Here is a 4226-nt window from a genome sequence, read left to right as displayed (position 1 = left end):
GCCAATGCGCTGGCCGCCCTGGATGAGGGCATTACCACGCTCGACGCCTCGCTGGGCGGCATCGGCGGCTGCCCGTTTGCGCCCGGTGCCTCGGGCAATATCGTCACCGAGGATCTGGCCTTCATGCTGGCCGCCATGGGCTATGACACGGGTATCCACCTGGAAAAACTGCTGGCCGTGCGGGAGGTGGTGAAGGCGGCGCTGCCGGACACGGAGCTGTATGGCTTCACGCCCGATGCGGGGCTGCCGAAGGGGTTTGTGCAAGGGGTCGCTTATCCGCCGTAATGCGGGTTATCGGTTGAACTCTTGACGTTGAACGGGCAGATTGCGGGGGTCATACAACGTTGACGGCGACCCATGAAGTTTATCCACCCGGCCCTGGCGGATGTCTTCCAAACGATCCCGCTGCACCCGTCCGGGTCGGGCCCTGAATGGGCCTGGGCGCAGAATGTCGTCCTGGAGCAACAGGTCACCACCGCCCGTCAGCAGGTGTTTGAGGAACAGGCCGACGCGGTGGCGGCGGGTGGCCTGCTGGACCCGACCCCGGCGGACAGCGTGTTCCAGGATTATCACGATGCCTATCTGAAACGCCGCGTGTTTAACCGTGCGGTGCCAGGGAAACCCATCGACACGTTCCATCCCGCCAATCAAAATGCCATGGGCCAGACACCGGGAAAGCGCACTGCCCTGGTGCGATTGGACGATCTGGCCTGGCCGATGCAGGTGATGGGCTTGGTGGCAAAGGGCGCGTCGGATGCCGACAATCGCGCTGCCTTTAACCGCCTGTGCCACGCGTTTCAGGTGTTCAAGGGAAAGGTAGCGGACGCCGCACTGTCCGCTGCGGATGCGCAGCGGCAATTGGGCAACTGGCTGGATCAATGGAACAACGTTCGGGATACCCGACCGGTCTTTGCGGCACCCTTATCCTCCAACGCGGTCAAGGCGGCCTTTGGTGCTGCGGATGGAGCCGCCAAAGCAGCGGCATTACGCGACCTGCTGGGGTTGGGCCACCTGTTGCCGCCCGAGCGCAAGGGGCCGGTCTTCGCCATCCTGTGGAAGTATGAGGTGGGCGACGTTCTGGAACAGATGGGGAAGATGCCGCACGGCCACGCATCCGCGACCGATGTGACCCGCGCCTTTGCGGCACCAACCGTGCTGGATGGCCCGCTGTATCCCTGGTTCTTCCCCAGCCCGCCTGACGCGCGTGTGCCGGGGACCAGTTTTGGTCGCACCGTGCATCTGGACACCACATCGCAAAGCCCGCTGGCCGTGGAATTGCTGCATCCGCCCTTCCCCTATCAGCCCCGCGATATCCATGATATTGTTGAAATCACCGATCCTGGTCCCAGTCTGAACCTGCATGCCGCCCGCGCGGCGCATGTGGCAAAGGTGCGGGGTGAGGTGAAAGATGCGACGGCGTTTGGAGCGCCCTATTATTGACCATGGAACCCGCAACCAGCCTTGAACCATCCTGGTTGGACCTGTTCGCCGCCAACCCCACCGGGGAGTTGTCGGCGTTGCTGGCTGGCTATGCCCGCATCTTCCCGCTGGACCGGCTGGAACCCAGCACGATCCTGATTGAACAGTTCGGCACCTTGCCAGAGGCCGATCCCCTGCGGGCACGGCTGGACGGGGCCATTCTGGAATTGTTGGGCCGGTTCCGCCGCGCTACACCAGAGCAGGCGGAACGGCATGGCACCGCCCGCCTGATCCAACAGGCGAATGAGATGTTTTTGGCGGCGGGTCGCCTGCGCCTGCCACAGGTTCTGGCCGCCGTGGGGCGGGATTTCAATGGCTGGTCCGCCTGGGCCAAACGCCTCCGGCTGGCGGATTACCGGGATGCCCGCCTGGGCCTGTGGCGGATGGTGGCCCGTAACCAGGATTTGGCCGGTCTGGGCCGTTCCCTGGCCGCGCACTGGATCAACCTGTGTGGGGAGGTCGGGGTAGGGCACCTCAGCCGCGCTTATCTGCCCGTCGCCTTTGACGGGCTTCACGATCTGCCGCCGCGTGACGGCGCTGTGGACAGTATTGATGATTTGCTGACCGGCGTCGCCCGCTGGGCCAGGCACCTTGCCCGCGACCGGCAGGAAGATTTCCTGGTCGTCTGGGCTGGCCTGTCGGGCCGCCTGGGCCTGACCCCCAGCGATATACAGGGCCGCGTGACCGACATCCTGTCAAACCCGTCGCTTGCTGCCCTGCCATTTGCGGGTTGGTGGCGGACAGCGTTGGGGATGGGGCCGGGGGTGGTGAAGAAGGGAAGGGATGTATTTCCCAGCAACACCCACGGATGGAAGGAAGCAACCACGCAGTTAATTGCCAAGGTGCGGCCCCTCACTTTTTTGCCGCCCGACATAAAGAGCGAGATTGAACGGTTTATCGGCGGGTCAGAAGCCTATGCCGATCAGATTGCGGATAACTATGCTCTCAGCCGGAACATGAACCGGCTGGGAACGGCGTTGCTCTCCCTTGATCCGCACCTGACGCTGAAGATGGTGCAATCCAGCCTGGACCGTGATCCAGGCGATGCCCATCAGTATGGCCTCTGGGCGCGGGCGTTGATGGCGCTGGGCCGGGGTGCCGCTGCTGTTAAGGTTCTTTGGCAGGGGATCGCCATTGATCCGGGCGATGTTCACCGCAGAACCCAATTGTCAGATGCGCTGACCGGACTTGGCCGAGTGGCAGAGGCTGAAGCCCTTTACCGGGATACAATGCGCCTGTTCCCCGACAATGCCCATTGCCGCACCACCCTGGCCGCCCTTTTGGCGGAAAGGGGGCAGGTGGCGGAGGCGGAGGCCCTTTACCGGGATACAATGCGCCTGTTCCCCGACAATGCCCATTGCCGCACCGCCCTGGCCGCGCTTCTGGCGGCACAGGGGCGGGTGGAGGAGGCTGAAGCCCTTTACCGGGATAGTATGCGCCTGTTCCCCGACAATGCCCCTTCCCGCAACGCCTTGGCCGCCCTTCTGGCGGCACAGGGGCGGGTGGGGGAGGCGTTGGATCTGTACCGACAGACGGTGGCAGTCTTTACCAATGATCCGGTCTGTCGCCTGGACCTGGGTCTATTGCTGCTGCGCCGGGGACCGAACGCTGATGAAGTGGCAGAGGTTCAGCGTTTGCTGGATGCGCTTCGGCGGATGAGGGATACAGGTGCAAATACACTCTCCCACCACCTCGACCGTCATTTACGCGGCTTGCCCTTTCAATCAGGTAGTGGCGCGGTGCCGCAATCGTCGCAAGTTATGCTTGAGCCGGGTGAGCTGCCGGATACGCTCCTTATCGCCGCTGCGGCGCGGGAGGCGCAGTTCCGGCTGGGTGGTGCCTTGGATAACCCGGCCCTTCTGTTGTTGAAAGACGAAGAGCGGGACCGGTTGAAGCAGGAGGCGGTGAACAGCCTGAACCGCTTGCTGAAGACCGATCCCGGTCATCCGTTGCTGTTGCTGCTGTCCCGTCGCTATGCCGGGCTGGTGTCGGGCCTGCAATCGGTGGCGGACGGGGATATCCGGCTGGCGGCCGTCCACGACCCCGTCACCGCCATCGCCGCGCGTCGCTTCGGTCTGATCCAACCGCGCGATTATAGTGCTGTGCGTCAGCAATGGCCCGATCATGCCCACCTGGCCGACGCGGCGGAACTGCTGGACCTGGGGCCATCGGCCAAGGCGGCGGCGGCCCGGCTGGCCGCCCTGGCGTCGGATTGGCAGAAGTCAGATAAACAGGCCAAGCAAAATGCCCGCCCCTGGGACGCCCGGCTTGCCGGGGAGTTTGCGCGCCTGCTGACGACACGCAAACTGGACGTTACCGCCGACAATCTTCTGGCCCTGGTGGATGCCAATACGGATGGGTTGGATGAGCTGTTGGATCTTTGTCTGATGGCGGGGGTGGAGATGCTGCCCGAACGGTCCCTGCTGCTGGCGGCATAAAAATGGGGGCGACCTTTCGGCCGCCCCGTTCGTCAAAGCGTAACGCCCAAGCCCTCACCCCAACTGCACCAGCTCCACCAGCGTGCCATCGGGCGCGCGGAGCGTCCCCGTCAACTGACCATCATAGACGGCACCGTCGCGGCGGCTGGGTGGGGTGATCCAGTCGCCCTTGACCGTGGAGAGGTCAGGGTGGGACAGGGTGCAGATGGCGATGCCGGGCGGCAACTGTCCGGGATGTCCGGGGCGCGGGGCGGCGGCCGGCGGATACTGGTCCAGTTCCAGGAACACGTCTCGTTCATGCACGACGGT

3 protein-coding genes and 1 pseudogene are annotated in these 4226 nt (G+C 64.2%); 3 read left to right on the top strand and 1 reads right to left on the bottom strand.

The window, feature by feature from the left end:
- The 3 genes and pseudogenes from Q0072_RS14905 to Q0072_RS14895 all read left to right on the top strand — a co-directional run.
- Positions 1–285 (top strand): annotated as a pseudogene (locus Q0072_RS14905) (hypothetical protein); the annotation flags it as partial.
- A gap of 72 nt (positions 286–357) precedes the next feature.
- Positions 358–1440, top strand: a complete 1083-nt coding sequence (locus tag Q0072_RS14900) for a hypothetical protein (protein WP_298331584.1) — start codon at positions 358–360, stop codon at positions 1438–1440.
- Positions 1441–1442: 2 nt separating this feature from the next.
- The gene (locus Q0072_RS14895) at positions 1443–3917 is read left to right on the top strand and encodes a tetratricopeptide repeat protein (RefSeq protein WP_298331583.1); all 2475 of its coding nucleotides are present in this window, start codon (positions 1443–1445) and stop codon (positions 3915–3917) included.
- Between the two features lie 54 nt (positions 3918–3971).
- On the opposite strand, the gene Q0072_RS14890 is transcribed toward Q0072_RS14895, so the two are convergent.
- Positions 3972–4226, bottom strand: a 255-nt coding sequence (locus Q0072_RS14890; RefSeq protein WP_298331582.1) for a hypothetical protein, incomplete at its 5' end; no start/stop codon positions are given.

The organism is Asticcacaulis sp. (genome assembly GCF_027484505.1).
Classification (GTDB): Bacteria; Pseudomonadota; Alphaproteobacteria; order Caulobacterales; family Caulobacteraceae; genus Asticcacaulis.
The sequence above is the reverse complement of the archived record's forward strand: the minus strand, read 5'-3'. Positions and strand labels throughout refer to the sequence as shown.